The sequence below is a fragment of the Companilactobacillus nuruki genome, from assembly GCF_002872255.1.
Taxonomy (GTDB): Bacteria; Bacillota; Bacilli; order Lactobacillales; family Lactobacillaceae; genus Companilactobacillus; species Companilactobacillus nuruki.
The window spans coordinates 24,890-51,578 of the sequence record NZ_NIPR01000008.1 but is presented as its reverse complement, the minus strand read 5'-3'; the positions used below and the strand labels follow the sequence as shown (position 1 = coordinate 51,578).

The 26,689-nt window shown below is 33.0% G+C and carries 28 protein-coding genes and 1 other annotated feature; of the genes, 2 read left to right on the top strand and 26 right to left on the bottom strand.

Annotated elements, in window-relative coordinates; translation table 11 throughout:
* Window positions 1–3: 3 nt before the first annotated feature.
* The 9 genes from yhfZ to CBP76_RS04205 all read right to left on the bottom strand — a co-directional run bounded on the left by yhfZ (window position 4) and on the right by CBP76_RS04205 (window position 8,990).
* On the bottom strand, window positions 4–918 hold the full coding sequence (gene yhfZ / locus CBP76_RS04245) for a GntR family transcriptional regulator YhfZ (RefSeq protein WP_102195699.1): 915 nt from the start codon (window positions 916–918) through the stop codon (window positions 4–6).
* A gap of 194 nt (window positions 919–1,112) precedes the next feature.
* Entirely contained in the window at window positions 1,113–1,865 is a 753-nt protein-coding gene (locus tag CBP76_RS04240) for an ABC transporter permease (protein ID WP_102195698.1), read from the bottom strand.
* Window positions 1,862–2,767: an ABC transporter ATP-binding protein gene (locus CBP76_RS04235; RefSeq protein ID WP_102195697.1), complete on the bottom strand. Its 906-nt coding sequence runs from the start codon at window positions 2,765–2,767 to the stop codon at window positions 1,862–1,864. The genes CBP76_RS04240 and CBP76_RS04235 overlap by 4 nt, the downstream gene beginning before the upstream one ends.
* A gap of 145 nt (window positions 2,768–2,912) precedes the next feature.
* Complete coding sequence (lpdD, locus tag CBP76_RS04230; RefSeq protein ID WP_102195696.1) at window positions 2,913–3,320, bottom strand: prenylated flavin chaperone LpdD; 408 nt, start codon at window positions 3,318–3,320, stop codon at window positions 2,913–2,915.
* The gene (locus tag CBP76_RS04225; protein WP_102195695.1) at window positions 3,320–3,892 is read right to left on the bottom strand and encodes a UbiX family flavin prenyltransferase; all 573 of its coding nucleotides are present in this window, start codon (window positions 3,890–3,892) and stop codon (window positions 3,320–3,322) included. The genes lpdD and CBP76_RS04225 overlap by 1 nt, the downstream gene beginning before the upstream one ends.
* 12 nt (window positions 3,893–3,904) lie before the next feature.
* On the bottom strand, window positions 3,905–5,377 hold the full coding sequence (locus tag CBP76_RS04220) for a UbiD family decarboxylase (protein ID WP_102195694.1): 1,473 nt from the start codon (window positions 5,375–5,377) through the stop codon (window positions 3,905–3,907).
* A 109-nt stretch (window positions 5,378–5,486) separates the two neighbouring features.
* On the bottom strand, window positions 5,487–5,777 hold the full coding sequence (locus CBP76_RS04215) for a LasU family protein (RefSeq protein WP_102195693.1): 291 nt from the start codon (window positions 5,775–5,777) through the stop codon (window positions 5,487–5,489).
* Window positions 5,777–8,110 (bottom strand): UvrD-helicase domain-containing protein, encoded by a 2,334-nt coding sequence (locus CBP76_RS04210; protein ID WP_133120381.1) that lies wholly within the window; start codon window positions 8,108–8,110, stop codon window positions 5,777–5,779. Before CBP76_RS04210 ends, CBP76_RS04215 begins: the two co-directional genes overlap by 1 nt.
* The gene (locus CBP76_RS04205) at window positions 8,100–8,990 is read right to left on the bottom strand and encodes a LysR family transcriptional regulator (protein WP_102195691.1); all 891 of its coding nucleotides are present in this window, start codon (window positions 8,988–8,990) and stop codon (window positions 8,100–8,102) included. The genes CBP76_RS04210 and CBP76_RS04205 overlap by 11 nt, the downstream gene beginning before the upstream one ends.
* A gap of 102 nt (window positions 8,991–9,092) precedes the next feature.
* Between CBP76_RS04205 and CBP76_RS04200 the strand changes: the two genes are divergently transcribed.
* Entirely contained in the window at window positions 9,093–9,884 is a 792-nt protein-coding gene (locus tag CBP76_RS04200; RefSeq protein ID WP_102195690.1) for an HAD family hydrolase, read from the top strand.
* A gap of 62 nt (window positions 9,885–9,946) precedes the next feature.
* Here CBP76_RS04200 and CBP76_RS04195 read toward each other — a convergent pair whose 3' ends face one another.
* From CBP76_RS04195 to CBP76_RS04115, 17 genes are all read right to left on the bottom strand, one after another.
* Window positions 9,947–11,974: a glycoside hydrolase family 31 protein gene (locus CBP76_RS04195; protein ID WP_102195689.1), complete on the bottom strand. Its 2,028-nt coding sequence runs from the start codon at window positions 11,972–11,974 to the stop codon at window positions 9,947–9,949.
* An 11-nt stretch (window positions 11,975–11,985) separates the two neighbouring features.
* Window positions 11,986–12,987: a substrate-binding domain-containing protein gene (locus CBP76_RS04190; protein ID WP_102195688.1), complete on the bottom strand. Its 1,002-nt coding sequence runs from the start codon at window positions 12,985–12,987 to the stop codon at window positions 11,986–11,988.
* Window positions 12,980–14,650, bottom strand: coding sequence for a glycoside hydrolase family 13 protein (locus tag CBP76_RS04185; protein ID WP_102195687.1), 1,671 nt, complete (start codon window positions 14,648–14,650; stop codon window positions 12,980–12,982). Before CBP76_RS04185 ends, CBP76_RS04190 begins: the two co-directional genes overlap by 8 nt.
* On the bottom strand, window positions 14,643–15,065 hold the full coding sequence (locus CBP76_RS04180) for a PTS sugar transporter subunit IIA (RefSeq protein WP_102195686.1): 423 nt from the start codon (window positions 15,063–15,065) through the stop codon (window positions 14,643–14,645). The genes CBP76_RS04185 and CBP76_RS04180 overlap by 8 nt, the downstream gene beginning before the upstream one ends.
* 27 nt (window positions 15,066–15,092) lie before the next feature.
* The gene (locus tag CBP76_RS04175) at window positions 15,093–15,929 is read right to left on the bottom strand and encodes a PTS system mannose/fructose/sorbose family transporter subunit IID (RefSeq protein ID WP_102195685.1); all 837 of its coding nucleotides are present in this window, start codon (window positions 15,927–15,929) and stop codon (window positions 15,093–15,095) included.
* Entirely contained in the window at window positions 15,922–16,722 is an 801-nt protein-coding gene (locus CBP76_RS04170) for a PTS mannose/fructose/sorbose/N-acetylgalactosamine transporter subunit IIC (protein WP_102195684.1), read from the bottom strand. Before CBP76_RS04170 ends, CBP76_RS04175 begins: the two co-directional genes overlap by 8 nt.
* Before the next feature lies 1 nt (window position 16,723).
* Window positions 16,724–17,218, bottom strand: a complete 495-nt coding sequence (locus CBP76_RS04165; protein ID WP_102195683.1) for a PTS sugar transporter subunit IIB — start codon at window positions 17,216–17,218, stop codon at window positions 16,724–16,726.
* 251 nt (window positions 17,219–17,469) lie between these two features.
* Window positions 17,470–17,664, bottom strand: coding sequence for a PspC domain-containing protein (locus CBP76_RS04160; RefSeq protein ID WP_102195682.1), 195 nt, complete (start codon window positions 17,662–17,664; stop codon window positions 17,470–17,472).
* A 19-nt stretch (window positions 17,665–17,683) separates the two neighbouring features.
* Window positions 17,684–17,872: a PspC domain-containing protein gene (locus CBP76_RS04155; RefSeq protein WP_102195681.1), complete on the bottom strand. Its 189-nt coding sequence runs from the start codon at window positions 17,870–17,872 to the stop codon at window positions 17,684–17,686.
* A 104-nt stretch (window positions 17,873–17,976) separates the two neighbouring features.
* Complete coding sequence (locus CBP76_RS04150) at window positions 17,977–18,387, bottom strand: hypothetical protein (protein ID WP_102195680.1); 411 nt, start codon at window positions 18,385–18,387, stop codon at window positions 17,977–17,979.
* 75 nt (window positions 18,388–18,462) lie between these two features.
* Window positions 18,463–19,281, bottom strand: coding sequence for a helix-turn-helix domain-containing protein (locus CBP76_RS04145; RefSeq protein WP_102195679.1), 819 nt, complete (start codon window positions 19,279–19,281; stop codon window positions 18,463–18,465).
* A 184-nt stretch (window positions 19,282–19,465) separates the two neighbouring features.
* Window positions 19,466–20,287 (bottom strand): MetQ/NlpA family ABC transporter substrate-binding protein, encoded by an 822-nt coding sequence (locus CBP76_RS04140; RefSeq protein ID WP_425430296.1) that lies wholly within the window; start codon window positions 20,285–20,287, stop codon window positions 19,466–19,468.
* 65 nt (window positions 20,288–20,352) lie between these two features.
* Window positions 20,353–20,589, bottom strand: a binding site (T-box leader).
* Window positions 20,589–21,278, bottom strand: coding sequence for a methionine ABC transporter permease (locus tag CBP76_RS04135; protein WP_102195677.1), 690 nt, complete (start codon window positions 21,276–21,278; stop codon window positions 20,589–20,591). (Overlaps the previous feature by 1 nt.)
* Before the next feature lie 3 nt (window positions 21,279–21,281).
* Window positions 21,282–22,340 carry a methionine ABC transporter ATP-binding protein gene (locus CBP76_RS04130; RefSeq protein WP_102195676.1) on the bottom strand — a complete coding sequence of 353 codons (1,059 nt, stop codon included), beginning with the start codon at window positions 22,338–22,340 and terminating at the stop codon, window positions 21,282–21,284.
* Between the two features lie 7 nt (window positions 22,341–22,347).
* Window positions 22,348–23,682, bottom strand: coding sequence for a M20/M25/M40 family metallo-hydrolase (locus CBP76_RS04125; RefSeq protein ID WP_102195675.1), 1,335 nt, complete (start codon window positions 23,680–23,682; stop codon window positions 22,348–22,350).
* A gap of 34 nt (window positions 23,683–23,716) precedes the next feature.
* Window positions 23,717–24,541, bottom strand: a complete 825-nt coding sequence (locus CBP76_RS04120; protein WP_102195674.1) for a MetQ/NlpA family ABC transporter substrate-binding protein — start codon at window positions 24,539–24,541, stop codon at window positions 23,717–23,719.
* 631 nt (window positions 24,542–25,172) lie between these two features.
* Window positions 25,173–25,841: a DPBB and LysM peptidoglycan-binding domain-containing protein gene (locus CBP76_RS04115; protein ID WP_102195673.1), complete on the bottom strand. Its 669-nt coding sequence runs from the start codon at window positions 25,839–25,841 to the stop codon at window positions 25,173–25,175.
* Window positions 25,842–26,044: 203 nt separating this feature from the next.
* On the opposite strand from CBP76_RS04115, the gene CBP76_RS04110 reads away from it, so the two are divergent.
* Window positions 26,045–26,647, top strand: coding sequence for a YitT family protein (locus CBP76_RS04110; protein WP_102195672.1), 603 nt, complete (start codon window positions 26,045–26,047; stop codon window positions 26,645–26,647).
* Window positions 26,648–26,689 lie beyond the last annotated feature (42 nt).

The window sequence follows — 26,689 nt, the reverse complement described above, 5'->3', positions numbered from 1 at the left end:
CTCCTAATATTCAGGTAATATCTCCCCAGATATTACCCGATCTTGAACAAACTTAATCTTGTCTGCATCAGAATAACGATTGACTATTTCGCGAATAAAATCATTATCCTTTTTGCAAAGTAATGCTGCTCTGGAGGACTTTTCAACCAATTTACTATTAATTGAATCGTAAGATACTGGATAATTTTTTTCTATAACCTCATCCTTATTCCAAATAGCAGCATCTATACTACCATTTTCAATTCTTTGAACTATCTGATTATATGGAGTTTCGACCATAGTTACTTTATGATTCTTAACTACTTCTTGAGTTAATATTTTATAATCAATTGAATGAGAATCTACACCTATACTCATACCATCATATATGAAGTTATTTTCACCCTTCTTGTGTACAATCACATGCTTAGAAACATAAGTTTCATCTGGAAACATATTTATCAAAGCAACATCATAATTTTTCACCAAATAATCGGCAGTTAACCCAGAGGTTACAATAAAATCATAACGATTACTTAACAACCCATTTAAACGATTAACTGAACCATTGACATAAGCTAAATTTAAATCTAACTTTTTATCCTCAAAGGATTTATAAAAGCCTGTACTTAATCCTTCATAATATTTTGTATATGGTAAAGGCATTGCACAAACAATATTTCTGTCATCAAGATAATTCAATAACTTATCCTGATTCTGATCTATTAAATATGTTCCCATATGGCCTTTTGATACAGTTCTAATCGCTCCATCATTCTTAAGAGTTTCTAGTGCACTTTGCATTGTCCCTCTAGATGTATTTGTATCAATACACAATTCATCAACAGTTGGAATACGATCGCCAATACTCAATGTAAAAAACTTCTTTGCTAAATATATAAGAGCAATGCCTTTCTTTTGGTATAAGTTCTCCTTCATAATCACTTCCTCCCTCAATATACGTTTTTTAATATATTCCTTTCAATGACATAAGTGTAAGCCCTTGCATAATTTATGTCAATATTAACTTAATAAAAACTAAAAGGAAGATCCAATTGATCTCCCTTAATCCAAGCTTATTTAATAACTTTAGCATTAATTTAGCTATTCTTGTTTAAAAAATCAATATTTCTCTAAACTGCCTTCTTACAAAAACTATAAACAGCCAAACCAATAAATAATACAACATAAACCACATAACCAATAGAAATTTGCGGTAACGACAATTGGGTCAATTTATGAAAATCACTGTTTTGAAGTTGTTCTCCAAAGTTCATCATATTCAAAGGATTCCATTTTAACCAATCAAACTTTGCGACCAACATAAGCAGCATTTGATTGAAGACATTAACAACAAAGTATCCAACAATACCTATTGTCAAAGCTAAATTAGAATTATTAATCAATGTACTTAAAAGAATAACTAAACTCATTAAGAAAACTAAGGTAAGAAATTGATTAAAATCTTTTAACAACCAATCTTCTAACATTTTTTTGGTCAAGGTTAAATGACTAAAGAAAATAAATTTAAAAATCAAACTAACTATTGAGCTTGATAGAAAGATTACAATTGTGAAAGTCATCATAGATATTATTTTACTAATTATTACTTGAACATATGAAAATCTCCGATAAAGCAATGAACGCAAGGTTCCATATTGATGCTCTTTAGTTATGAGTGTGCTACAAATGCCAATAAAGAAAAGCGTAATGGGAATAAAGGCCAGATAACTTGTTCTAAAGGCATCTTTAGCGGCTAAAAACTTAGGATACTTAACCGAACATAGTGCCACTAGTAATTGAAAAACAAATAATCCAATAAAAAATATTTTATTGCTACGTTGTTTTATTAATTTATACATTTCTTGTCTAATCAATGTTTTCATGCTTGAATTACCTCTTTATCTAAAACTTTCAGGAGCGACTCTTCAAGATCACCATCCTGTTGTTTAATATCATTGATCTTAATATTTTTGGATAATAAGATTTTCAAAAGATTATTGATTGAGAAATCATCCAAGATAGGTATTTTCAAAACTTCTTTATTTTCAACTTGATAATTATTTTTTAATAAAATATCAGTAGCCAGTTTATTATTATTTGTATCAATAAAATAATACTTCTTATTAGACGATAGTAATCTTTCCATTGTTGTGGAGGTCACGATTTTCCCGTGATCAATTACAACTACATCATCAGCAATTCTTTGTAATTCACTAAGGATATGACTAGAAACTAAGAAAGTCACACCATTTTCTTTTTCACGCACAATTAGATCACGCAATTCCTTTGTAGCTTTGGGATCAAGTCCGTTCATCGGTTCATCCAGAATCACGAATTGGGGATCATTTAGTAACGCTAATCCAACCCCAAGTTTTTGTTTCATCCCCAAAGAATAATCTTTCGTCCTTTGATCTGCAAAACGATTCATCTGTAGCTCATCAATAATATTGTGTACCTTTCTTTCTCGCTCTTTGCCAGTAGCAAACAGTTTTAATTGCTCTCGGCCACTCAGATATGGATACAAACCAGGGTACTCAATTAGCGCTCCAACCGACTGAAGCGGTTGATGTTTATCAATTGAAACTTCTTTATCATTGATGGTTATTTTTCCGTTAAAAGGCAGAATACCTAAAATGGCCTTCATAATTGTAGTCTTTCCTGCACCATTAGCACCAATCAAACCAATTATGTGTCCCTTCTGAGCAGTAAAACTAATATCTTTCAAAACTTCTTTTTTTCCAAAAGATTTATTTAAATTTTCAATTTTTAATAATGTTGCACTCAAAATTATCACCCCATTGTTTTACTGTATCAGTACACTAATACAGTAAAACAATAATTGGGAATTTGCAACTAATTTTATAATAAAAAATACCCATTGGATAATTACCCTCTCAATCATTGAGAAGATAACTAGCTATGGGTATTTTTTATACTGGTTTTTCTGAATCACTGTAATAAATTGGATTTGGTGTATTAAAATTTGCATTTTGCAACCACTTTTTTATCTGATCGCCTAAACTTTTAGCCATTTGCCCAGAAACCATAATCTGTTTCTTAGAAATATGATTAACATGCACTCCAGCTGTAATTGTACAATTGCCTGGTAAATAATCTTGAATAATTTTACCTATTCTTATTGCAAGCACATCATCTTTATGAAATCTTCCATCGTGGCTAGGATAACGAATCGTTTTTATTTCTGTACCTTTAGTTAAAGTTGTAACAGTGCCAATATGAGGATTATCACCACCAGTCACAGCAATAAACAAATCTTTACCAATAATTTTTACATCGGCTATCATCGTATAATTTTCTTTAGTGACTGAATACTTCATTAAATCCCCTCCCAACGACCGTTAAGATCATTTTCAATTCCTAAAGCATCCAATTCTTTCATAGTTTGATGGTCTATTAAATCTTGAATAGTTTTAGGATTATTGTAAAAAGCTGGAATAGGTGGAATTATTTGTACTCCCATTTTTGATAACTTGGTCATATTTTCTAAGTGAATGGTATTCAAAGGCGTTTCACGCGGTACCATAATCAATTTTCGTTGTTCTTTAAGAGTTACATCCGCCGCACGAGAAATTAAATTATCTCCAATACCGACTGCAATACTAGCTACAGTTTTCATACTTGCCGGTACAATTACCATCCCATTAGTCAAAAATGATCCACTTGCAATCGTGGCACCAAGATCGCTATCACTATAAAAGTAATCAGCCAACCCTTTTATATCAGCTAATGATAGGTTTGTTTCTAACTGTAAATTTTTTTTAGCCCATGCACTGAAAATTACATGTGTTTCAACATTTTCAATTGATTTCAATTTTTTCATCAAATCAATTGCATAAATTGTACCTGAAGCACCCGTAACACCGATAACAATTTTTCTCTTTCGTGGCATCCTAACTCTCCTTTATTTCAAATATTTTTCCCAATCTTTAACTTCTTTAAACTGAGCTCGAACAAAGGTATCCTTCATATCGAATGGAACCGTTCCGTCCAAGATAGTCTTAGAACTCATACCACGAACTCTAATTGATTTAGGATCATACTCAGGTCTTTCAGACGGATCTAACGGATGGTTACGCATGCCAGATAGAACCATAATATCCTTATCACCTTGAAAACGAGTATTCAAAGTCCACATAACATCATTCATATCAAAGATATCAACATCATCATCAACCAAAATAACTGTCTTCAACTCTTTAAAAGCAGAAAGCGCCAAGATAGCAGCCTGTCTTTGTATTCCTTCATCTGCCTCATCATCTTTATGAATCTGCATAATTGTCATCAACTTGCCGCCCCCTGCTGGAGGATTATAAACGTTAACAACTTTTCCAGGAATAGCCTTATCAACCAGTTCCAAAATACTTGCCTCAGTTGGTATACCAGCCATAGAAACGTGTTCTTCACTAGGACCTATCATTGTTTGAAAAATCGGGTCTTTACGATGTGTAATTGCCTTAACCTTGACAACATTAACAGCTGGATTAGCATCCCCATCATATCCAGGAAATTCTGGCATAGCTTTACCTGTATTAGTATTAATATCTTCCTGCATCGTTTGATTAGGCATAATTTCTGCCTCAATAACATATTCAGCTCTAGCGATTGCTTTTTCATTAACAGTCTTGGCATTCACCAGTTGAACTGCTTGGTCCCGCATAGCCCCAGCAATATTCAATTCGTCATAACCTAGTGGCGTTGTAGGTGGTTCAAAAGTCGCACCAATTGTAATTGCCGGATCAAGTCCAATATTAATTGTTATTGGCATTGGTTTATTTAATTTTTCAAATTCTTTTTGAAAATGACCAATATGACGACCACCTGGCATAATATACATGCCCAGCGTATCCTTATCTTCCAAAACCATTCGATGAATTGTAACATCACTCATGGTTTTTTCTGGATTAGAACCTAGAACTAACCCAACTGTGATATAAGGTCCAGCGTCATATTCAGTATTAGTAGCTGCTGGCAAAATCTTTCTAATATCAAACCCCTTGTCAGTAGATTTATGAATAACCTCTTGCACAGGTGCCTTACTAGAATCTACTTCAACCGGAGCAACAGGATGTTCAACTGAATCTTTTAAAAATCTACCGAGCGTTTGGTAATCATGATGTAAGATCATTCCGACACGTTGCCTACTTGCCATTGAGCCAATGTATATTCGAGAGCCAGGAAATCCCTTAATATTGTTGAACATCAAAGATGGTCCCTCTTTAGTTGGACGCTGTACTGTTCCTCCAGCACCAATGTATCGATAAACTCCAGATAGCTCAGCATTAGGATCAACTTCAATATCAGTTTCATGATATTGACCTGGTTGCTCCCTTAATTCATCAATGACTTTTCTTAAATCATACAATTGTTTTGACATGCTATGGCCTCTCTTTCTTAACAATGATTATTATAGGGTCTGATCAAATGTCAAAACAATTCAAGATAAAACAAAAAGCATTCCAAATTGGAATGCTTTTTTACTCTAATTATTTAACTTGTTCCATCATTAATACGGCAAAAATCAATGAAATGATCCATAGGGCGATCATACAACTATAAAAAGTTTTATTTTTATGAGTATTTTTTTCAATTTTATGAGATGAATTAGCTAGAGCTTCAATGAATAATGCTACTGGTATATAAACACTCAACCCTGTTACTCCAATAACAAAATAAGTATTCCAAACTCCACCATTAGCTCTCAATACTAAACTATAAATCGAAATTGCCAATAAAATTAGAGTTGGTATTATTTCAATTGATCTACGTATTTTCATTACTTACTCCCACTATTATTTTTTTCCTTTTTCCTAGGAAGTTTCAAATCAAACAACAAAGGATTAGAATCTGGAGCAATCCTCAAAACTAACTCCTGTTGTGCTCTAGTGACCCCAACGTACAACAAACGACGTTCTTCTTCAATAAAGGACGAATAGTTTTCCACTTCACTATAAAAACTATGAAACATTGCAAATTCTTTTTTCTTATCTAATGTCTTATCTAAATTAATTGGATTAAAGGCATTATTATTCGTAATATCTTTATAGTTATCAATATGAGCTGACTTCAAAGCCTTTTCCAAAAAGGTAAAATTCTTGTTATAAACTAATTTCCACTTCTTAACAAACACATCAAATGCAATTTCTGGTGGGAACCAATCGTTCAATACCTTACCAGCATTTTCAACTTCTTTATTAGTTAAACCATACAAATAAACATATTTAAATTCCAAACCTTTTGCCTGATGTAATGACAAAAATTGAATCCGGTGTTCTTGTTTATCCTGCTCCGTTCGATTAGACAAAATATCTCTTTTATTTTCTTCATCAAGAATAAAATCATCGATATTTTGATATCCTTCTAATTCGTCTTCCAAATACTTTTTAATATCATTAACTTCAGTTCTAGACATAAAATTTTTCTCTGTCATATAATCAAAATATTTATCAGTTAACTTAGTTGCTGCCTTATACAAATCTTTAATCAAACTTTGGGACAGCTTGTTCTTACTCTCAACGTTATCGGCCTGACCCATTCTCGTTTTGAATCTCCTGATACTATTGAAATAAACTTTAATCCGTTCATCTGTTCTTTTGAAAGGTGTATTGGTCTCGGCGTTATAAGCTTCAGCCCCCAATAAGTAATCGCTCAATTTATTGAAATTATTCTCAGTTCGAGTCTCGACCTTTTCAGTATGATTCTTATAAGCTCGAAATCCAATTCGATTAGCTTGATTGGAAAATTCTTTATATTTATCTTGCCATAAGGATTTCATCAAATCGGTAATAATTCTATAAACAATATTATTTTGTAAAATCGCTCCAGCATTATTTATGTTGGCATAAATTTTTTGATTGGCTAACCAATCTGCTAATAACATTCTAGAAGAATTATATCGAACCAGAATAGCAATATCGTCATTATTAATATCCGGATCATTAATTTGCTTGACTAGGCGCTTCAACATTTTTGAATCACCACTAAACCCTGATTTCTTACTGCTATATAGGACAAATTTTCCCATATCTTTACGACCTGACAATAATTCTTTATCTAATCGAACATGGTTCTTTTTTATCAAAGGAATAACTCGTTTAAGAATTTTTTCTCCAGTACGATAATTTGTTGAAAGGTTATGCTTTTGAGCATTCGGCAGTAAACGTTTGTAATTCAAAATGTACTTAGGATTGCTGCCCCTGAATGAATAGATACTCTGATCGTCATCTCCAATAACAATCAAATGCTCCATTGTTTCTGGATCTAATAACTTTGAAATTATTTGCCATTGCAAGTTATCAATATCCTGAAACTCATCAATGACTGCTATCTTATAACGAGACATAATTTGTTGATAATATTGTAAGTATTGGGGATCTTCCATACTTTCAAGTAACAACAGCTTCATATCATTGAAGTCAATGTAACTATTCTCTCGTTTTAATTCTTGATATTTTTGAACCACATCAACGTAATCACTATAAAAATCATCTGTATGATTCTGACGTGAGAATTCTGACATTATTTTAATAGCTTCACTCAAATTACCTTCACTACTGTTTGGTAGAACGCCATCATTTGTTAAACCTTGATTAATCATATAATCATTTAAATCAAACATTTCTTCTAGCATCTCGGCTTTAGTGATTATATTGCTTGGATGTTTGATTTGATCTGATAAGTCACGCATAAAATAACGATATGAGGTTAAAACTTGAGCCGTTCTATACTCCGGATTTTGACGTAATAACTGATAAAATAAGGCATGAAAAGTCGTGAAGTTCGGTCTCCCAGTTGACAGATCCAGCCCCGTGTTGCTCAACTCATTTACGAAATTATCATATCGATCACCCATATCTATTCTCGATTTGTGTGAAAAAGTAATTCCCAAAATCTCATTTGGTTCAGCATTACCTTTAGCAATGGCTATTAGCGCCATCAAAATAAAAATAGTTGTTTTACCTGACCCTGCACAGGCGTTAACTAATAAAGGTTTAGTAAAATCATTATTTAAAATTTCTATTTGTTCATTGGAGAACGTCATATTAAGGCCTGATTCCATCAGGTCGATCATTTCTTTTGTTGATAAATCTTGAATATTCTTATCCCCCAATACTATTCAAATGTACTTTAACATAATTCCAAAATAATTCATTGGCTTTGGAATGTTGTCCTTTAACTCTTATAAAACAAAGTTTGTTAGAAATATTCGATGTTAATGGCACAAACGATACTTTGTCACTATCAAAACCTTGTGCCGTTTTACCTGTCATTAAAGAAACACCCATATTATTCTGAACCATTTGCATAATTAAGTCTACACGAGTTCCCTCATAAGTAACATTAGGTTCAAATCCAGCATTCTTACAAAGTTCTAATACTGGTGTATAAAGATTAGTCGAATTACCTAAAATCAAAAAACGTTCATTTTTTAACTCAATCAAATCAATTTTCTTCTTTTGTGCAATTGGATGTTCTTTAGGCAACACTGCCACAAAATCATCATTCTCTACAATAATTCTTTCCAAATCCGAATCATTGAATTCAAACGTTCGAGCAAAAATAATCTCACATTTACCTGCCTTCAATGAAGTTACCAAATTGTAGCTTTCCTCTTCCTTTAATTGCAATTGTATTTTAGGATATGATTGCAAAAAGCTAGTTATCAAACCAAAACTTTGATAATTAGGCATTGTCGGTATCGTATGCAATTCAATTGTTGAATTATCAATGTCTTGAATTTCTGAAATCTTTATTTTCATAGTACTATATTCTTTGACTATTTTTTTAGCATACGGCAGAATTGCTTTTCCCTGCTTAGTTAAAGTGATTTGACGATGTTCTCGCTTAAAAAGAATCACATCCAATTCTTTCTCCAAAGATTTGATTTGCTTAGAAATATTACCTTGAGTTGTAAATAAATTTTCAGCAGTATCAGTGTAATTGAGTGTTTGGGTTAAATTCAGGAAAACTTCTAATTTATGTAAATCCATTTTTCAATCCCCTTTGTATTCAATTATAAATGATAATTATAAGGACTTCGAGTATACTAAAACTGTTTTGAAGAATTACGATCAAACTCTGGGGGAAAATAAATGACTGAAATAAAATTAATTGCTACCGATATTGACGGAACTCTTTTTGATTCTGACCGTCAATATGATGTAAAACGACTAAATAATTATTTAAAGAGGATGCATGAAAAGGGTATTAAATTTGCCGTGGCTAGTGGTAACAATCTAGATCATTTATACAAAATTTTTACTGAATCACCTGAAATCGATACATTTGTAGCTGAAAATGGTGCTCAAATAGTATCAAATCACCAAACAATTTTTGAAAAGACTATCCCACATGAATTCGTTAATCAAATGATCGATATTTTAACCAGTGAATTAGATTTAAAAGCTATCTCACTCTCAGGTAAAAATGCTACTTATTCGGAAACGGCCAAATATCAGCCTTTATATCATATGGATAATTTAAAAATTATTGACGACTTAAAAAAAGTTGATGACGATATTTTTAAATTTAACATTCAATTACAACATGATGATTTAGATATCGCTTCTCAATTAATCAATGATAAACATGGTGACCTTGTTCACGGCGCTGTTAGTGGTTTCGGAAGTATTGATATTATGAGCGCTCATATCAACAAAAGCATCGGTCTTAGGCACCTATGTCAAGCAATGAATATTTCTTTAGATAATGTTATATCCTTTGGTGACAATACTAATGATTTGGAAATGTTGAAAGAATCAGGTATTGGTATTGCAATGAATAATGCTAAACCACAAGTTAAGAAAATAGCTGACAAAATCACAAAAGATGACAATGATCATGATGGGGTTTTAAATACGATCAAGGAAATACTTGAATTTTAACTTTTCTATATAAAATGAGCATGATAAACCATTTTCAATGGTCATCATGCTCATTTATTCTTCTATTGAGATATTTTAAAAACTGGTATCACATCTAACGGTGCATCTATTCTGTAACTACAGCCTCCATCATACATATCCCCCGTATTAATATTTATCCACTTCTTATGACCTTCGATCTCAGGTAAATATACTTCACGTTCTCTAGCACCATATTCAAATATTGGAGCTACCAGTAAATCATCACCAAACATATGTTGATTCTCCACATTCCAAGCCCTTTGGTCATTAGGAAAATCAAAAAACAATGGCCTCATAATTGGATATCCTTTACTATGGGCTTCATGCATAATATCGGCAATGTAATCTTTCATCATGGTACGTTCTTTAGTATATTTTTTCATAATTTCAAAATCACGTTGGCCATATGACCAAATTTCATTATCAGCCCCTGTTTCTACTTTTCCTCCACCAAACTTACTCATTGGAATAGTATGTGGTTCACGATCACCATGCATTCTAAGAACAGGGCAATACGTTGCAAACTCAAACCATCGAACAATTAATTCTCTAAATTCATTATCTTCAGGGTTCCCTCCATGAAAACCGCCAATATCACTGGTCCACCAAGGTATACCAGCTATTCCCATGTTTAAACCACATTGATACTGATATTTAAACGAACGAAAACTAGAATCAATGTCCCCAGTCCATACTAAAACACCATATTTCTGGCTACCAGCCCAAGCTGATCGTACTAGATTAACTATTTTAGTTTTTCCTTCTCTCTTTAAACCTTCGTAAAATCCCTTAGCATAAAGTTTAGGATAAAGATTTCCTATCTGCGTATTGCGGCCTTGCTTTAACCGATAATTATCATAATCATACGGACTATATTCCGGTTCAGCTTCATCGAGCCAAAAAAGCTGTATACCTTTATCATAATAATTACTCTTTATTTTATTCCAAACAAATTCACGCGCCTGAGGATTGGACGTATCATAAAACGTCGTATTCCCTTGAAAAAGCATAGTTAATCCATTACCACGATCCGATTTTACCAAATAGCCTTTATCAGACATTTCTTGATAATTTTCACTTTGTTTATCAATGTTAGGCCAAATTGAGACCATAACTTTGGTACCCATTTTTTGAAGTTCATCGACCATTTTCTCAGGATCAGGCCAATATGTTTTATCAAATTTAAAATCACCTTGATTAGGCCAATGAAAATAATCTATCACAATAACTGATAAAGGAATTCCATTATCATAATATTTTCTTGCAACTTTTAATACTTCATCTTGAGTTCGATATCGTAACTTGCTTTGCCACAATCCCAAACCATACTCGGGCATTTCTGGAGTTCTACCAGTAACCTCAGTATAATCTTTCAAAATATTCTTGGGATTATCATCAGCACAAATCCAATAGTCAATTACCTTGGTATCACAAGCATACCAATCGGTTATATTTTGGGCAAAAGTTACTCGTCCTATAGAAGGATTATTCCATAAGAAACCATATCCCTGATTGGACAACATAAAAGGAACTGAAGCTTGTGAGTTACGATGTGCTAATTCTAATTGGCAGCCTTTGAGGTTCAACTGTTTTTGTTGATACTGTCCCATTCCAAAAATTTTTTCGTCATCGTTAGCCTCAAATCTCGTATGGATTTGATAGTCTCCTCCCAGTATTGGATGAAATTCTCGACCAGCTATTTTTAAAGCACTCACAAAATTATTCAACATATTTTCATCAACGAATGTTGAACTATTTACTCTTTTAATATCCTTTTTCCTAAAACGCCAAAACTCTTCTAATAATATCTTACCGGTTTGGTTGTAGAATATTATCTTGCCATCATTATCAACTATCGCAGTAGTTTTGCCATTGGTTATTTTGGCCTTGCTATTATCGTATTCAATCAAAAAGTTATCTTGCTTATCAACAATTTCGGTAAGAGCCCAATTATGTTCCACATTACCAAAAGAGTCACAGACTCTAAGCCCGTGACCCCATGGAATTATTCTTAATGTCTTACCGTTTAATGACCATTCTAATACATCATGATTGTTTTCATTAAACATAGTTAATTCTCCTAAATTAATTTAGTAGTTTCTCCTTGGAAGAAAGACACGGGTAGCATGATTCTCGGTACATCATCAGAACCATCTTCCTTAACTTGATTATCTAGTTCTTTAACCGCCATCATGGCTATATCTTTGATCGGCTGTCTAATTGACGATATATCGATATGTTGATCTTTAGATAATTTCCAACCATCAAAACCAATAATTTGAATATCATCAGGAATTTTAATATCTTTCTTCAAAAATTTCTCATATAATTTTAGCGCTACCTCATCAGTGTATGCGAAAATTCCTAGATTACCGTAATCTGATTTGTCATCAACAATTCTTTGTACAATACTTGAAAGTTTTTCATCAAATTCTTCTTCATGATGACTTGACGGTACTCTATCAAGAAGATAATTTAGTCCATGACGATTACAATAATCAACAAACCCCGACTTACGAGCTGTCATAGCCTTGGAAGAAATATGATCGGCACCTATAAATAAGTACTTTGTCACACCACGTTTTTCAAATTCTTCAGCCGCAATTTCACCACCAGAATAATTGTCGGAAGATACTAAAGGAAATAGACCCGTATCTTCCTTTTCAATGGAGACCAAAGGAATCTTCGAGTGAACATGACTGGTCAAATTAGAGTATGACACTGAGATTATTCCAGCCACTCGCTGTTCCTCTGCCATATCAACGAAACCCTTTTCCTGATCATACTGATTCTCAGATAAACAAAGAATTGCTTTATAACCAAATTCATCCAATCCCTTTTGAACCCAATAAGTAAGTTCCGAAAAATATGGTGTCCAGACAGTTGGCAAAACAAATACTACATACTTAGATCCATTTGTCCTTAGGTCTCTAGCAGCATTGTTTCTTACATAATGTAAATCCTTAATAGCCTCTTTAATACGTTCTTCAACATCAGGACGTACTTTTTTCTCATTTAAATAATTTGAAACTGTCCCCAAAGAAACATTTGCTTCCCTGGCCACGTCCTTCATATTAGTCATTCATAAACACAATCCCTTCGTATGGGCGCAAGTATAATATATTCGATAATTCTCTAATGGAATCTCTATAATTAGATAATACTTTAGAACTGCCCATAGAAACAAGGGATTCTGGTACTTCAAATTTAACCTTTTTATCAGAAAATGATCCAACTACTAACATCGTCTTATTATTTAATTTCCTAGTATAAGCGAAAACATCAGAATCGCTTAAAGAAACAATTTTAAAATCACCATCAGTGGCAACATCCGAGTTAGTTCTCAATTGGAGTAACTTCTGATAAAAATGATAAATGGAATCTTTGTCATCTAATGATTCCCTAACGTTAATTGAATCGTAATTATCATTTAATTTAATCCAAGGATTACCTTCAGAAAAACCGCCGTTTTTACTATCATTCCATTGCATTGGGGTCCTAGAATTATCACGAGATTTTCTTTTGATCATTTCCAGTGCTTTTTCATCACTTAATCCTTTGTTTTTCAAAAACTCATATGTATTGTGGGCTTCCAAATCCTTGAATTCATCAATGTTTTTAAAGTCAACATTGGTCATACCAATTTCATCACCTTGAAAAACAAATGGAGTACCCTTTTGTAAAACCGTGATCATAGCTAACATTTTGGCTGATTCTTTACGATATTTTTCATCATTCCCAAATCGAGAAACCAATCTTGGTTGATCATGATTACCTAAATAATTAGAATTCCATGATAAATCCTTTTGCCATCTAATTATTGAATCTCTCAAATCACTTAACTTAAAAGTAACATCTGAGTATCGTCCATACTCACCATAATCAACATGCATATGTTCAAATTGGAACACCATATCTAATTCCTGACGTTCCTGAGCAATATACTTTTCAGCCTGCGCAGCCGTTGTATGTGGAGTTTCACCAATAGTAATCACATCATATTTACTCATAACTTCTCGATTCATTTCATGTAAATATTCATGTAATTTGGGACCATTAGATGATCCATAATAATAAGAACCATATTCTTTATTATCTTCTAATGGTGCATCTTCAAATTTCTCTGGTTTTGAAATGAAACTAATTGAATCCATTCTAAAACCATCGACACCCTTATTTAACCAAAAACGCATTGTCTTATAAATATCTTGTCGCATGGCTTCACAACGCCAATTTAAATCTGGTTGTTCTTTAGCAAATAAATGTAAATAATATTGATCACGTTCAGGAACATATTCCCAAGCTGATCCTCCAAATGTTGAACCTAAATTAGTCGGTGCTGAACCATCTGCTTTGGGATCTTCCCAAATATAATAATTGCTATATTTATTATCTCGGCTTTTCTTCGATTCTTGGAACCATTTGGATTGATCAGAGTTATGATTAACAACCAAGTCCATCACTAATTTAAGTCCTTTTTCATGACATAATTTTAGTAATTTATCAAAATCTTCCATGGTTCCATAAACGGGATTGATTGCTTCGTAATCTGCAATATCATAACCATTATCGACCATTGGTGATTTGAAAATTGGTGTTAACCAAATGATATTAACGCCTAGATTTTTGATGTAATCTAACTTCTCAATAACACCATTAATATCGCCAATTCCGTCATTATTGGTATCCTTAAAACTTTGAGGATAGACTTCATAAACTATTCCTTTTTTCTTCCAGTTATTCATCGTCATCATCCCCCGACATTTGACTTGCAACATCATTAACATAAGTAAGTTGATCTCTAGCTTCGTCTACTATTGCTCTAACTCGTTCAGCACTTAAATAATCATTTGCAGGTTCCATTACTATTGCCAAAGCCAAAGATAGATTCATCCCCGTAATAATTTGTGTATGTTGACGATAAACATATGGGAAGAATTTTTGGTTAACTGATCCACCCATCAAATCGGTTAGAACGATTACCTCATCTTCATCAGGAATCTTATCGAAAATTTTCTTTATTTGTTCATCAATCGGTTTATTATCCACATAAGCTGTTAAAACCACCAAATCTAACTCGTCTCCTGCAAAGAAACGTAGTGCTTTAGCCATTCCGGCTGAAAATGTGCTGTGAGAAGCAATAACATAATGACGTTTCATAAAAATCAACTCTCCTTAATTTAAAATTTATTTAGCAATTCCTAAGATTCCAGTGAACGAACCAACTAAACAAATAACAATGATCAATAAAATAATTTTTGTAGGTGTCCAAGATTTCTTTCCAAGTAACCAATAAACCAATCCAGCTAAACAAACTGGTAATAGGCCTGGCATAATCTTATCGAAAACACCTGTTTGTAGAGATAATGCTACTTTCCCCGTTTGGAATTTAAGTGGCGTATAAACTTTAACAACTGTTGAAATTAACGATCCAACAACCATTAATCCCATTGTAGAAATAGCATCTGTAAAGACATTTATTTTTGCACCTAGTGTAGTTACTAGCTTAGTACCTGATGTATATCCTAAATTAAAGAGCCACATCTTAACCCAATACAGCCCGATGTAAATTGCCATCCAGATAATTGCTCCAATAGCATTACCCTGCAAGGCCATATATCCGGCAATTGACCCCATAATAGTTGGGAACAAAATCCAAAATAATGAATCACCAACACCTGATAATGGACCCATTAGAGATGTTTTCAATGATTGAACAGCATCTTTTGATTTAATACCATCTTTTTCTTCCATTGCTAAGGTTGCACCCAAGATGACATTTCCCATTTGAGGAGTTACATTAAAATATTTATAATGATTATCCATTGCTTCAATATATTCATCATCATTTGGATAAATCTTTCTCAAGGCCTTACGCATAGAAAATGCAACTGATGGAGCCTGTTGTGATTCGAAGTTATAACCTAATCCAGCTGAGAAGATCCAACGACGAAACATACTTTTACGTTCTTTTACTGTTAATTTGCGACTTGTATCCGCCTCTTGTTGTAAATCCTTACTCATCGAAATCGTCTCCTTCATCAGCTTGATTAGAATCTGTTACAACTGCTGCTTCTTGCGTTAGTTTTTGTGAATTATGTTGATAGATTGCATAGGCTGCTGCTCCACCGATTAAAGCAATTCCTAAAACCGGAATTTTAACATAAGCTGCTGCAACGAAACCTAAGATTAAATATGTTAGATATTTCTTAACTGGCATATAACGTAATAACATACCAATACCAACAACTGGCAACATTCCTCCGGCAATGGTCAAACCATTTGTAAACCAAGTTGGAATGATATGAAGAACTGCTTTAACAATAGGAGTACCAAACAATACGACTAATGTAATAGGAATTACATATTTAAGCATCCAACAGAAAACTGTTAAATAGAAAACCCAATCAATTTTTTCAAATTTTTTCTCATGCAACAATCTTTGTGACCAGTGTGCAAAGAAGTTATTAATTATTTTCATAATGACGTCAAATTGTAGTGTTAACATACCAACTGGTAATCCAACAGCAATTGCAGTACCAGTACTTGCACCAGTTCTAATTGCTAAAAATACACCAACTATAGTGGCAACACCATATTCGGGAATTGAAGAACCTCCAATAGCCGCAACACCTAATGACATCAATTGCAATGTACCACCGATGACAAGTCCAACATTTACATCACCCATGATTAAACCAACTAGCATTCCAATAATTACTGGCCAATTACCCGTAATTTGATTACCAGTTCCGTTATCCCAAGCCATATAGGCTGCTAATAAAATAACTAAGATATTTTGTAAAAATACTGGCATATTAGTTTTCCCCCTTCTTCTTTAAAACGTCCTCAAGAGAAACCTTTTCATCATCGTCTGGTGTATATTCAAAAAATACTGGAATACCTTTGGCTGAAATTGATTTGAGATCCTCAACTTCTTTTTTATCCAAAGCAACACGTTTGGTATATGGAACACGATCATTCTCTTCAAACAATGCTCCAACGTTTACTTCTGGAATATCTACGCCACCGTTAATCAAATCCAAAATTGTGGCTGGTTCCTTAGCAATAATGAATACTGTATGTGAATCATATTTACCATCTTTAAAATTATTAATAGCCTTTTCTCGACTGATAATAGACATTCCTGTTCCAGCTGGTTTGCTCATTCTCATACTTGCCTTAACCATTTCGTTTTGGCTATCTTCATCATCGACCACCATAAAACGCTTTGGATGTAATTCTCGATTCCATTGATTTACTGTAATTCCATGAATCAAACGTTGATCTACCCTAGCTAATAATACTGACATTTTAATTCCTCCCAAGTCTTTTAAAACGTTTTAAATTTAATGGTATGTACCAAATAAAATTGCTTTATAACAGCTCTTATAAAACTTGAAACGTTTCAACTTTTGAACAAAATAATTATATAACGCTTACATAAAAATGTAAACGTTTTTTTCCAAATTAATCTTTATATCTTATTATTTTGGTATAAAAAAAACGTCTAACCATAAATTATGATTAGACGCGATATTTTTTAATAAAGTAGGACAAAAAATTAGTCCTCATCAGGTTTTTCCATCAATAATAATAGTAACAAGTAGACAATTATCCCTGGAAACATAGGTGTTAATGACAAAGCCACAAAAAGGATTCTGCCAATTGCTGGATTCCAATCATATTTTTCACAAAGACCAGCAACTACACCGCCAAGTATTTGATTATCTTTTGATCTTTTAATAGGAATATGCATTTTATTTAACCTCTAATAATTAATATTCGGGACTTTCCATCAACATCCAAAGCACTAAGTAACCTATAATACCCGGAAATGGTGTCAAACTGATAATTACCCAAAGAACTCTAGCAATAGTTGGATTCCATTGAAAATGCTCTGCTAATCCACCAATTACTCCGGCAAAAACCTTATCACTTTTAGAACGTTTAATTGGAATATGCATAAGTCAATTCCCCCTATTTCTCTTTTATTGTTAATTATATCTTAATGGAATTATTAATATTAGTACATCTAAAGCTCTTACAGTCAACTTACATTTTTGTAACCTTAACCTACTCTATCCAAAATTAATTTTAGGCTAGTTAAATTATGATTAAACGCATTCTTAGCGATTGGAGTTAAAAGTTTAATTGGAAATCTACTTCTTTCAGAATTAATTAAAAACGTTTCTCTTACATCGGTAAGATCACCGTAATCTTTTATATCAAATTCAATCTTATATTCTAAATAACCACCTGTACTTTGATAAATAACTCTATCTTGTTTTGATTTAACTATAATTTTTTCATAACGATTAGGACCTTCATTTCGTCTTATCTCATAAGTATTTTTTTCAAGCTTATCAACCGTCATAATTGATGGATTCCAAATTTTAAGCTTTAATCCATCTAATAAAACTTGTTTGATTCTTTCGGAGTTGCTCTGAATAGTAATTTGATTATTAAATAATTCTTTCATATCGGTCACCTCATTTATTTGATGAACTCATCATAAAAAAACAAAGTCTAATTTAATAATCAGTTTACTGATATTCTAAAAATCTTTAAAAACTTTTTCACCATAAAGTTCAGTGAACAAATCTTTTCTTCTTGATGCCTCTAAACGTTTATCATCTTGATGAGCCTCTTGTGACAAACGTGCCATCAGAAAATAACAATTAGCCAACATATAATGTGAATCATGCTTAGCGATAAAAGTAATTCCATCAACTAAATATGCTGTTGAATTTTGATAATCATTTAACTTAAAGTAAATCAGTGCTGCCAAATAATAAAGAATATTTTGATTTTCATCATAGGAAAATTCATTCCAATTTCTAAAAGCTAAATCAATATTATCAACAGCCGTAATTTTTTTATTTTGTAAGGCATAAATATAACCAATTGCTAAATACGCCAATCTCGAAATGGTATCCAGTTGAAGATGATTGATTTCTGTCAAAGATAGCTTGAACGATTGTAATGCTTCATCGATCGTATTAGTTTGTAATTGCGCAACACCCAAATAATAATAATAGCTTTGATATTGAGATGCTGTTTCAAGATCATCTATTACTCTGTTTTGCTGTAAAAAATTTAATAATTTCTGATATTGATGATTATTACACAGCTTATCCACCGTTTGATTATAATTGTCCTTTGTCGAAATATTATAATTAATGGCTAAACTAATCTGATTAAGATTAACTTCCAATCTATTTGCTAGCTTAATCAATAAATTTGCATTAGGAATGTAAACATCATTCTCAATCGCCGATAACATTGATTGTGCACAAATTCCTTCAGCCAATTCTCTTTGAGTCAGCTTTTTTTCTTTGCGTAATTCTTTTAAAACAGCTCCTAAATTTTTCATATTTATTCCTGACTTCTGTTTTAATTATTACGTCTATTTTAATAAAAAAATTTCATTATGTCTTAAATAAAGTATCTATTTAAGATTGGTTAGAATATAAGTGGCAGTCATCATTTTCCATAAAAAAATAAAAATCACCCGTATAGGTGACTTTTATTTTACTCAATTTTCAATCTTTGAATTTCTAATTCAAAACTTTATAATTCCAAGCAGGACTTTCATAACCACCAAATTCTTTTTTAATCTCTTTAGCAACATCCTTTGATTGATATGCCTTAACAATCTTCTTGTAAGTAGCATTGTTTTTGTCTTTGGCGTTAGCGGAAATTATATTCACATAAGGTTTTGATTTAGCAGTAATTTTTTCCCTATAAACTGCCTTCTTAGGATTCAATTTAGCATCACTAGCAACTCCACTATTAACAACTGAAGCAGTAACATCATCAAGTGATTTAGCTGTTTGGGCAGCATCTAGTGCTGAAATTTTCAAATTCAATTTATTTTCTGTAATATCTTTAACGTTTGGAATTTTTGCTGAATTTAGTTTAATTAAACCTGCACTTTCAAGTAATTGCAGGGCACGTCCCTCATTAGTGGCATCATTTGGAACAGCAATTTTATCTCCATCTTTAAATTGTTCTAAACTAGTAATTTTCTTAGAGTAAAGTGCCATTGGTGCAATTACAGTCGAACCGATAGAAACAATATTACTATGATGTTTTTTATTCCAATCATTTTGGAATGTGATAGTTTGAAAAGCATTCAAATCAATTTCACCTTGTTGTAAAGCAGTATTGGGTTGATTATAATCTGAAAATTCAACTATCTTCAAATTAATGCCTTCCTTTTTAACTTTCTTTGCAACTAGGTTCAAAACTCGGTCATCTGACCCAGTAATACCAATTTTAACGGTCTTTTCTTTGGTACTGCTTGCTTGACTGTTTCCACAGGCTGCCAAGAAAAATACACTCAATGTGGTAGTAACTAATAATAATATTTTCTTAATCGTATTCTTTTTCATAGTTTCTCCTCCTCAATATAAAAAGACGCTTCCTCTCAGACTTTGTCCAAGATAGAAGCGCCTTTTTGCGCGGTACCATTCTATTTCAAAAGTAAATTTACATCCACTTTCCTTATCGACATGTAACACATGCCTGTACTTTAATGGGTACCAACCATTATCCCCTTATTTATCAAACTCAAGGATACCAATCACGAATCATTTTCATTTACTATTTTGTCCTCATCCCAGCACCTGAGGCTTTCTGTACAAAAATCATAAACTACTTTTCCGATCATATTGTTATCTAATGTTCTAATTTACGAACTGCATAATCACCTATACCTTGAATAATGAAGACTAAAATCAAAATAAAAATCATCGATACGATAGTTACATCATTTTCAAAACGCTGATAACCAACAGAGATAGCCATGTTACCAAGACCACCACCACCAACGGCTCCAGCCATGGCAGTTAGACCAATCAAACTGATAATTGTCAAAGTTCCTGAACGAATTAATTCTGGAAGTCCTTCACGTAGATAAACTCTAAAGATAATCTTCATTGGTGAAAGTCCAATTGCTTCAGCAGCCTCAATCACACCAGGATCAACTTCAACTAGTGCTAATTGAACTTGTCTAGCAAAGAATGGTGCCGTTCCGACAACTAATGGTACCAAAGCACCAGTAGGTCCGATAGTTTGCCCTACGATCAATTTAGTGAACGGTCCAATTACCGCCAATAAAATAATAAATGGAATTGACCTGAATAAGTTAACTAGCTTATCTAGCCAATAATAGAAATTTTTATGTGGTGTGATACCATCTTCGGCTGTAATAACCAAAAGAATACCTAAAATAATACCAATGATACCGGCAAATAATGCACTGACAAAAGTCATATATAAAGTCTGCCAAATTGCGGTAACAAAACCATTGTCACCTTCCCAGTTAGCAACTACATTGGGAAGAAATTTATTTACTAATCCTGCCATGAATTATTTGCCTTCTTTCTTCAAACTAATTTCTTTAACATTAACCTTTAAACCGTTTAAATATTGAATTGCTTCTTCAACCTTATCATCATCCCCAGTTAAGGCAAAAAGCATAATTCCAACAGTGGTATTTTGTAATCTTTCAATATTACTAAATAGAATATTGGCTTCAACTTTAAATCGTTTGTATAATTCAACTACGATCGGCTCATTTGTAGAATCACCAATATAATTAAGTTCAATCAGGCGACCAGAAAGTTTATTCACAATTCCACTATCACGAATTTCATCAAGGACAGAACCAATGTGAGTTGATGTATTAACAAAATCCTTTGTAAGTTGTTCCTTAGGATTACCGAAAATTGAAAGTAGATCACCTTCCTCAATTAAACGACCATTCTCCATAACTGAAACTCGATTACAAATTTGCTTAATTGCATCCATTTCATGAGTAATAATAACAATTGTGATTCCCAATTCTTTATTCAAACGACCTAATAAATCCAAAATCTCAGTAGTTGTTTTAGGATCCAAAGCACTAGTAGCTTCATCAGAAATCAAAATTTCAGGATCATTGGCAAGCGCACGAGCAATCGCCACACGCTGTTTCTGACCACCAGATAATTGCGATGGATAATTCTTAGCACGATCAGCCAAACCAACAATATCTAATAGTCTATCAATTTTTTGTTTACGCTCTGATTTACTTAATCCTGAATCTCTCAATGGAAAGTCCACATTGCCATAAACGGTCAAGGAATTCATCAAATTAAAGTGTTGAAAAATCATTCCAATATTACGGCGAGCCGATCGTAAATCTTTTTGACTTAATTGAAGCATATTTTGATTATTAACAACTACCGAACCAGCAGTTGGTTTTTGTAACAAATTAATTACTCGAACCAAGGTACTCTTTCCGGCACCAGAGTAACCAATTACTCCAAAAACATCGCCTTTTTTAACATCTATTGAAACATCTTTTACAGCTTCAATTGTTTTACCTTCATTATGGAAAGTAACATCTATATTCTTTAGCTGAATTATCCCATTTTGTTCTGCCATTTAATAACTACTCCCTTAGCTTACCCAAGAACTGATCGAAGAAGTCGATAAAATCTAGGTAATCTTGAATTCTAATATTCTCATTTGGTGCATGGTTTCCTGCTTTTGAATAACTAACACCAGTTGAAACAATCGAAGCCTGAGTGTATTCATTTAACAAATACATTGGGCCAGTACCAGGACTGGAAGGCAATGCTTCGATTTTTTCATCTCCGCCAAAGAAATCTTTAGCCGTGCCAATCAACTTATTAACAATTGGACTATTAAGATCCCAACGATATCCTTTTTCCCCAAGTAAATACTTAACTTTAATATCTTTGAATCCTTGATCATTAAGGTATTTAGTCAATTTATCAAATAGATCATGTGGATCTTGGTTTGGTACTAACCTGAATTCCAATTTTGCCGTAGCTGACTTTGGAGTAACGGTTTTAACTCCTTGGCCTTCCCAACCGCTACTGATTCCTTCTATATTAATAGTAGGATTAAATGTTAAGTTGTAATTAACCGATTTGTTTTTTAATAATGGAACTTGCAAATCCCATTTTTTCTGCAAATCAGGTGTGGTAGCTTTGTTAACTAAATCAATTTCTCGTTGAGTTGGTGCTACTACATCATCATAAAAACCAGGTATTTTAATATCGCCTTCAGGCGTTCTTAAAGCATCAAGTGCTTGAGCTAATCTCCATGTAGCACTGTCAACAACAGCTGCAAAAGAAGAATGTAAATCAATATTGGCTGATGTAGCCTCTAGTTCAAAACACAACACACCTTTATTACCACCAGTGAAATTAAATTGTTCTTGTTCATTTTTATAACCTGATTCCCAAATTATCAAATCGGCTGATAAAAGATTTTGGTACTTTTTTAAATAATCTTCTAAATGTCGACTGGCAACCTCTTCTTGCCCTTCAATCAAAAATTTAATATTACAAGGAATATCACCATGTTCTTGACGATAGATCTTTAAGGCTGTGATACGACTAATTAAGTCAGCTTTACAATCTGAAACGCCACGTCCGATAAACTTATCATCGGTTATCTTTAGTTTGAATGGGTCTGAATTCCAAAGTGCTAGTGGTTCTTCTGGTTGTACATCATAATGATTATAAATCAGAATCGTGCTATCACTTGGCTCTTTTGGTTTAATCTCTCCAAAAACAACTGGATATTCGAACTCATCCCAAACTACTGCTTCTGCACCAAAATCTTGTAATAATTTCTTGAGGAATTCAGCCGTCTCAGGAATAGATTGATTTTTAGCTGATACAGACGGTAATGCGATATATTTTTTTAAATCTTCTATTGAATCCTGAATTAATGGGTCTGATAATTTTGACATGTGGTAGTGCCTCCTCAATAAAACTTATTCTATATTATAGCTTGGCATTCCATGCAGGAATTTCGTTTCCGCCATAAACTTTCTTGATTTCTTTAGCAACTTCTTTTGATTGGAAAGCTTTAACAACTTTCTTGTAAGTTTTGTTGTTCTTGTCTTTCTTTTGAGCAACGATAATATTGATCCAAGGAATTGAATTCTTGTTGATTTTTTCTGTTACAACAGCCTTCTTAGGATTCAACTTAGCATCTGAAGCAACGTTACCATTAACAACTGCAGCATCGACACTATCAAGTGAACGAGCTGTTTGTGCAGCATCTAGCGTAGTAAACTTCAAGTTCAATTTGTTTTCTGTAATATCTTTTGTTGAAGGTAAAGTCTTCTTATCATTAAGTTTGATAATACCGTTATATTCTAACAACTGTAATGCACGAGCTTCGTTTGAAGAATCATTAGGAATAGCAATTTTATCGCCGTCTTTTAATTGACTCAACTTTGTGATTTTATGTGAGTATAAAGCCATTGGTTGAATAACTGTTTTACCAATTGATACTAAGTCTGTCTTATGTGCTTTATTCCATGCATTCAAGAAATCAGTATGTTGATAAGCATTAATATCAACCTCACCTTGGTTCAAGGCTGTGTTGGGTTGATTGTAATCGTTGAATTCCTTGATTTGTAAATCAATACCCTCACTCTTGACCTTCTTTTGAACAACCTTCCAAATTGGTGCATCTGAAGGATTAATACCAACTTTAACCGTTTGTGATTTGCTTTGATTTCCACAGCCAGCTAATACAAAAATGAATAATGCCGTAAAAGCTAATAAAATAACCTTGCTGAACTTCTTAAATTTACTCATATCTTTCTCCCACCTTATACAAATACTTAATCAACTAAAAAATAATTTATAAAAACAAAAAAATCGCTCCCAACTTGAACCAATTAGGTTCAATGTTAGAAGCGACTTCTCGCGGTACCATTCTAATTCGGAATAAATTTGCACTTATCCCCTTAACAACGTACAAAAACTCTATACGCGTGTACGTTAAAGGGTACCAACCATTGCATCTTTATCCATCCGGATTCAGCGCACCAATCACGGGTCATTTTCATTCAAGTCGTTGCCCTCATCTCAGCAAATAGAGGTTTTCTGTACAAACGAGGTTGAATTACTTCCCCCGATCAATTTGTTTAATAAATATCTTTTGTTAATCGTTGGTTAGATAATACAATCTAATTTTTGAAATGTCAATCGTTAAAAATAAGTTTTTTTAGGAAATTTCTAATTTTCAATTCTTATGCCAAAAGTTGATTACAGTCAATTATTGAAAGAAATACCTTTATTTCAATGTATGAGCAGGACCGTTACTATGCTTTTTATAACATAAAAACAAATTATTTTTAAATTAAAAAAATATAAAGAATATTTTCAAAATTAAATTTTTACTAATAAAAAAGCCTTCTAAATTAATAGAAGGCTAAACTTTAAATTATGATAAAACCTCAACTGATGCTGTAGTTACACCATATGATGGAATCGATGAACTTGGCATAGCAACATCTAATTGTTGTGAATTTGAATTAGCGAATGTTCCTGTATCATTAACTGTTCTATACAATACAGTGCCATCAGATAGAGTAATTTTCAACTGTGTTCCCTTAGGAAAGACTGAAAGATTAGCAGCAACGCCAGAATAACCCATATTTGAACCTAAAACAGATGGATCATAGAAGGAAATCTTAAATGTTCCTTGTGATGTTCCTGTTGTTGTACTTGCTGCCTGTGTTGTGGCACTTGAATCAGTAGTTGCAGTTGTAGCATCAGTTGCTTGTGTTGATGTTGTATCTGTTGCAGTTGTTGTGTCAGTTGTCGCAGTTGCATTAGTTGTATCGTTTGTATTTGTTGTCGTAGTTCCAGGTAATGTAATTGTTTCGCCTGGGTAAATTAAGTCAAATCCGCCAACTTCACGTCCATTAGCTTGTTCTAGAGTCGAAATTGAAATTCCATTTGCTGCAGCAATACTCTTATAAGTATCGCCTTTCTCAACAGTTACAGTGCCATCATTATTTGCTACGGCAGCTTGTGCTGTTTGTGTTGAAGCAAGAACTCCTGTCAAAGCCATTGCACTTACTAAAGCGATAGATAAAACTTTTTTCATAAATTAATTACATCCTTATTTTTAAATTGTTTAGCTCTCATTTGCTATGGTGCTATATTAACAGCTCAATATTACATGACAACGACCACAAAGTTACATTTTTCAGGTTTTATGTAATCTAGGTAACTTTATTGAAATATTTATAATAAAAGTAGCTTAGACTTTTATTGCCATGAGTATATATTCATGATATAGTTATATATATGAAGAATAAGAAGAGAACGTCCACAAAACTACTAATAATGTTAGTTGCTTTGGAACTTATCGCATTCAGTCTTAATATGTTCTTCGAGCCGCACAGTATTGCAGCCGGTGGTGCCACTGGAATTGCTATATTGTTGCAAGCAGGATGGAAAATCCCAACCTTCATCTCGGTTCTGTTCATAAATATTGTGATGTTAGTACTGGCTTACTTACATTTAGATCGACAAACAACCGTCAAATTGGCTTTAGGAAGTTTCATGTTGCCCTTATTGTTATATATCACACCGGTTTATAATTTAATTCCTAACAGTAGAGTTATTTCTATTATTGTAGGAAGTATCATTTTTGGAATTGGTTTAGCAATACTTTATACATTAAACATGTCTAGTGGCGGAACCACTGTTCCACCAATGATTATTCACAAAAATTTCGGTGTAGATAAATACATTAGTCTTTTCATCATTGATGCCATTGTCTGCTTAGGAAACATCGCATTAACTGATGTTGTTTCATTCCTACTAGCAGTTATGTCAGTTGGAATTTCAAGCCTCTCTATTAAGGGATTTGGTTTGATTCATCAGAAACATCTTGCAACACAATAAAAAGCGCACATATCAAAGCATTCAGTGTTTTGACATATGCAC

Excerpts from the sequence above, each read along its gene's own strand:
- yhfZ (WP_102195699.1), bottom strand. The coding sequence starts at position 918 with ATGAAGGAGAACTTATACCAAAAGAAAGGCATTGCTCTTATATATTTA.
- CBP76_RS04240 (WP_102195698.1), bottom strand. The coding sequence starts at position 1,865 with ATGAAAACATTGATTAGACAAGAAATGTATAAATTAATAAAACAACGT.
- lpdD (WP_102195696.1), bottom strand. The coding sequence starts at position 3,320 with ATGAAGTATTCAGTCACTAAAGAAAATTATACGATGATAGCCGATGTA.
- CBP76_RS04225 (WP_102195695.1), bottom strand. The coding sequence starts at position 3,892 with ATGCCACGAAAGAGAAAAATTGTTATCGGTGTTACGGGTGCTTCAGGT.
- CBP76_RS04220 (WP_102195694.1), bottom strand. The coding sequence starts at position 5,377 with ATGTCAAAACAATTGTATGATTTAAGAAAAGTCATTGATGAATTAAGG.
- CBP76_RS04215 (WP_102195693.1), bottom strand. The coding sequence starts at position 5,777 with ATGAAAATACGTAGATCAATTGAAATAATACCAACTCTAATTTTATTG.
- CBP76_RS04205 (WP_102195691.1), bottom strand. The coding sequence starts at position 8,990 with ATGGATTTACATAAATTAGAAGTTTTCCTGAATTTAACCCAAACACTC.
- CBP76_RS04200 (WP_102195690.1), top strand. The coding sequence starts at position 9,093 with ATGACTGAAATAAAATTAATTGCTACCGATATTGACGGAACTCTTTTT.
- CBP76_RS04195 (WP_102195689.1), bottom strand. The coding sequence starts at position 11,974 with ATGTTTAATGAAAACAATCATGATGTATTAGAATGGTCATTAAACGGT.
- CBP76_RS04190 (WP_102195688.1), bottom strand. The coding sequence starts at position 12,987 with ATGACTAATATGAAGGACGTGGCCAGGGAAGCAAATGTTTCTTTGGGG.
- CBP76_RS04185 (WP_102195687.1), bottom strand. The coding sequence starts at position 14,650 with ATGAATAACTGGAAGAAAAAAGGAATAGTTTATGAAGTCTATCCTCAA.
- CBP76_RS04180 (WP_102195686.1), bottom strand. The coding sequence starts at position 15,065 with ATGAAACGTCATTATGTTATTGCTTCTCACAGCACATTTTCAGCCGGA.
- CBP76_RS04175 (WP_102195685.1), bottom strand. The coding sequence starts at position 15,929 with ATGAGTAAGGATTTACAACAAGAGGCGGATACAAGTCGCAAATTAACA.
- CBP76_RS04170 (WP_102195684.1), bottom strand. The coding sequence starts at position 16,722 with ATGCCAGTATTTTTACAAAATATCTTAGTTATTTTATTAGCAGCCTAT.
- CBP76_RS04165 (WP_102195683.1), bottom strand. The coding sequence starts at position 17,218 with ATGTCAGTATTATTAGCTAGGGTAGATCAACGTTTGATTCATGGAATT.
- CBP76_RS04160 (WP_102195682.1), bottom strand. The coding sequence starts at position 17,664 with ATGCATATTCCTATTAAAAGATCAAAAGATAATCAAATACTTGGCGGT.
- CBP76_RS04155 (WP_102195681.1), bottom strand. The coding sequence starts at position 17,872 with ATGCATATTCCAATTAAACGTTCTAAAAGTGATAAGGTTTTTGCCGGA.
- CBP76_RS04150 (WP_102195680.1), bottom strand. The coding sequence starts at position 18,387 with ATGAAAGAATTATTTAATAATCAAATTACTATTCAGAGCAACTCCGAA.
- CBP76_RS04145 (WP_102195679.1), bottom strand. The coding sequence starts at position 19,281 with ATGAAAAATTTAGGAGCTGTTTTAAAAGAATTACGCAAAGAAAAAAAG.
- CBP76_RS04135 (WP_102195677.1), bottom strand. The coding sequence starts at position 21,278 with ATGGCAGGATTAGTAAATAAATTTCTTCCCAATGTAGTTGCTAACTGG.
- CBP76_RS04130 (WP_102195676.1), bottom strand. The coding sequence starts at position 22,340 with ATGGCAGAACAAAATGGGATAATTCAGCTAAAGAATATAGATGTTACT.
- CBP76_RS04125 (WP_102195675.1), bottom strand. The coding sequence starts at position 23,682 with ATGTCAAAATTATCAGACCCATTAATTCAGGATTCAATAGAAGATTTA.
- CBP76_RS04120 (WP_102195674.1), bottom strand. The coding sequence starts at position 24,541 with ATGAGTAAATTTAAGAAGTTCAGCAAGGTTATTTTATTAGCTTTTACG.
- CBP76_RS04115 (WP_102195673.1), bottom strand. The coding sequence starts at position 25,841 with ATGAAAAAAGTTTTATCTATCGCTTTAGTAAGTGCAATGGCTTTGACA.
- CBP76_RS04110 (WP_102195672.1), top strand. The coding sequence starts at position 26,045 with ATGAAGAATAAGAAGAGAACGTCCACAAAACTACTAATAATGTTAGTT.